The organism is Streptomyces sp. WAC05292, from assembly GCF_003949955.1.
Lineage (GTDB): Bacteria > Actinomycetota > Actinomycetes > Streptomycetales > Streptomycetaceae > Streptomyces > Streptomyces globosus.
On record NZ_RPSE01000525.1, the window covers coordinates 1 to 3,436 of the forward strand.

The window sequence follows — 3,436 nt, forward strand, 5'->3', positions numbered from 1 at the left end:
GGGTGGACGGGAGGGCGGACCGGGCCGGGGCCCGGTCCGGCCGGAGACGGCAGGGGCCGGGCCGGAGCGGGATGAACCGGGGCCGGGCCCCGGTCCGGCGGGCCTGGCGGCCCCGCCGGACCGGAAGTGCGTCAGGACGTGCGGTGTCGGCCGCGCAGCGGACACCGCGCGGCCCGGGACACCGGGATCACGTCGTACCGGGACGGGAGAACGAAAACGACGGTGCGCTGACGGCACATGGTCTGTTTCCCTTCTCTGCTCGGCGACGTGCGGAACCGCCGACACGGCGGTGGCCGCGCCGCGTTGTTCGATCGCGGCGCGCGGTGCGAGTCTAGGGAGGTGCGGGGCGCGGGGGCACGCGATTTATGTCCCGCCGTGGGCCGCGGATGGTCCGGGCGGGTCAGCCGTCCAGGTGGGACATCAGCTCCGGCGCGTAGCGGTCGCCGGAGGCGACGCCCCGGGGCGCGACGGCCTCGATGGCCGCGATGTCCTCGTCGGTGATGGTCACGCCGGTCGCGGCGATGTTCTCCTCCAGGTAGCGGCGACGCTTCGTGCCGGGGATCGGCACGGCGCCCTGCCTGAGGACCCACGCCAGGGCCAGCTGGGAGGGGGTGACGGACTTGGCGTCGGCGAGGCGCTTCACCTCGTCGACGACGGCGAGGTTGCGTCGGAAGTTGTCGCCCTGGAAGCGGGGGTCGGTACGGCGGAAGTCGTCCTCCGCGAAGTCGTCGGGGCTGGTGATCGCGCCGGAGAGGAAGCCGCGGCCGAGCGGGGAGTAGGCGACGAGGCCGATGCCGAGCTCGTCGAGGGCGTCCCGTACGCCGTTCTCCTCCAGTCCGCGCTCGAAGAGCGAGTACTCGGTCTGCACGGCCGTCAGCGGGTGGACGGCGTGGGCGCGGCGGATGGTGGCCGCCGCGGCCTCGCTGATGCCGAGGTAGCGGACCTTGCCGGCGGCGACCAGCTCCGCCATGGCGCCGATGCTCTCCTCGATCGGCACGGCGGGGTCGACGCGGTGCAGGTAGTACAGGTCGATGTAGTCGGTGCCGAGGTGGCGCAGGGACCGCTCCGCGGCGCGGTGGATGTAGTCGCGGCCGCCGTTGGGGCCGCGGTAGGTGCCGTCGTCGTCGAGCTCGATGCCGGTCTTGGTCGCGATGACGACCTGCTCGCGGCGGCCTGCGACGGCCTTGGCGAGGAGCTGCTCGTTGATGAAGGGGCCGTACGTCTCGGCGGTGTCGAGCAGGGTGACGCCGAGTTCGAGTGCCCGGTGGATGGTGGCGAGGGACTCGGCCTCGTCCGTGGCGCCGTAGTAGGCGCTCATGCCCATGCAGCCGAGCCCTTCGGCTCCGACGTGAAGGCCCTGGGTACCGAGTGCGCGCCATGGGGGTGCTCCTGAAGTGGGGGGTGGGGATGAGGCACCGGATTAACTAACCAGTTACATACTCACCATGCACGACCGTCCTCACGGTTGTCAATAACTGGATAGTTACTTGCTAGCCTGGACGCCATGGCACGTGATTCCAGCGCGACGAAGGCCCGCATCCTCGCGGCCGCCTTCGACGAGTTCGCCGAGTACGGTATCGCCGGCGCCCGGGTCGACCGCATCGCCGACACGGCCGGGGCCAACAAGCGGATGATCTACGTCTACTACGGCAACAAGGAACAGCTCTTCGACCAGGTCCTCCAAGAGGCCATGGAGCAGGGCGCGGAATCCGTCCCCTTCGACGCCGACAACCTGCCCGCCTACGCCGGGGCGGTCTTCGACCACCTGACGGCGGACCCCCGCCTGATGCGCCTCGTGATGTGGAAGCGCCTGGAGCGCCCCACGGCGACGGCCACGGAAGCCGAGGCGTACGCACGCAAGAACACCGCCCTGAAGGAAGCCCAGCAGTCGGGCCGCGTGGACGCCACGCACGACGCACCGGACGTCCTCACCCTGGTCATCGCCCTGGCCCAAGCCTGGTTCACGACGGCGACCGAACCCCCCACACCGGCCCACCGCGCGGCGGTGGTGGACGCGGTGGCACGCCTGGTGGACCCACACCGGTACGCGACGGACGGGGCGGGAGCGGGGTAGGGCGGCGGGGCGGAGACCGGGCCGGGGCCCGGGACCGGGACCGGGATCGGGATCGGGATCGGGATCGGGATCGGGACGACCGAAGCGTCGGGGCGACGTGGCGGGCAGGATGCCCGGAGCCGGGAGCGTGACGTGACCCTGGGGCTGCCCGTCAGTCCCATCGTCCTTCCGGGGCGCGCCGCCCTGTCAAGGGCGCTCCTCCTTCGTCGTCGCGTCGCTGCGCGATGGCCTTGCGGCCACCCTTGACAGAACGACCCACCCCGGAATGCCGAAAGACTGCCGGGAAGCCCCAGGGGGAATGGCAGGGGGGACCTCGATGCCCAGGCCCCCGTCAGAGCCGCGCCGGGCCATCCCGCCTGCCCTTCCCCCAAGCCACGGCGAGCTGTCATCCCTGCCCCAGCCGCGATGACAACGCCACACCCAGCCCAGAGCATCATCCGCAGACACCCCGCCCCAGATCGCTACAGGCGCGCCCTCGGCTTGGCGACTGGCCGCCGTCACGGGCCGGGCGACGCGGCAGATCGCTACAGGGGCATCCTCGGCTCGGCGACTGACCGCCGTCAGCGGCTGGGAGGCGCGGCAGATCGCTACAGGCGCGCCCTCGGCCGAGCGGCCAGCCGCCGTCAGAGGCCGGGCGACGCGGTGGATCGCTACAGGAGCGCCCTCGTTTGGCGGCTGGCGGCCGTCATGGCCGGGCAGCGCGACAGATCGCCATGGAGGTGCCGTCGGCTCGGCGGCTGACCGCCGGGTCCCGGGTACGGGCTTGCTGTCGCCAGACGCCGGTATATGAGGAGCGTGGAGCACGTGGGTGGCGCTTCGCCGCCCCGCCGGCCTCCGGCCGCCGAGAGATAAGTGCCAGGCAGCGAGTTGGTGCGCTTCGCTGCCCCGGGACGGCGGCCGGGCGCCGGTATGGAAGGAGAGGGCAGCGAGGTGTGGCGCTTCGCGGCCACAGGCGGCGGCCGGACGCCGAGCAGGCAGGGGTGTGTGGCGATCTGCCGCGCCGCCCCTGCCCCTGACGGCCGACGGCCGCCGAACAGAGCCGGGCCGCGTAGCGATCTGGGGCGCTCCTGTCACCGGATGACGCTCTGGACGTCGTTTGGCGACACCAGAGCCGACAGGGCCCCGCCGAGGGGTCTGCTGATGCCGGTGGGGCTGGATACGGCCGCCGGGACGGGAGAGAAAGCTCCCTGATGCCCCCTCATGCCCCTCGTTCCCTCCAGGCCATTCCCCTGGGGGCTTCCCGGCAGCTTGTTGGCATTCCGGGGCGGGACGTCCTGTCAAGGGTGGCCCGCAAGGGCCATCGCGCAGCGACGCGACCGCAGGGAGCGCCCTTTACAGGACGGCCCGCACCGGAAGGACAAT

At 72.1% G+C, this 3,436-nt stretch carries 2 protein-coding genes; one reads left to right on the forward strand and one right to left on the reverse strand.

Annotated elements, in window-relative coordinates:
• Nucleotides 1-400 precede the first annotated feature (400 nt).
• The gene (locus EF903_RS30400; RefSeq protein WP_125548206.1) at nucleotides 401-1,324 is read right to left on the reverse strand and encodes an aldo/keto reductase; all 924 of its coding nucleotides are present in this window, start codon (nucleotides 1,322-1,324) and stop codon (nucleotides 401-403) included.
• A 180-nt stretch (nucleotides 1,325-1,504) separates the two neighbouring features.
• On the opposite strand from EF903_RS30400, the gene EF903_RS30405 reads away from it, so the two are divergent.
• Nucleotides 1,505-2,074: a TetR family transcriptional regulator gene (locus EF903_RS30405; RefSeq protein WP_125548207.1), complete on the forward strand. Its 570-nt coding sequence runs from the start codon at nucleotides 1,505-1,507 to the stop codon at nucleotides 2,072-2,074.
• Nucleotides 2,075-3,436 lie beyond the last annotated feature (1,362 nt).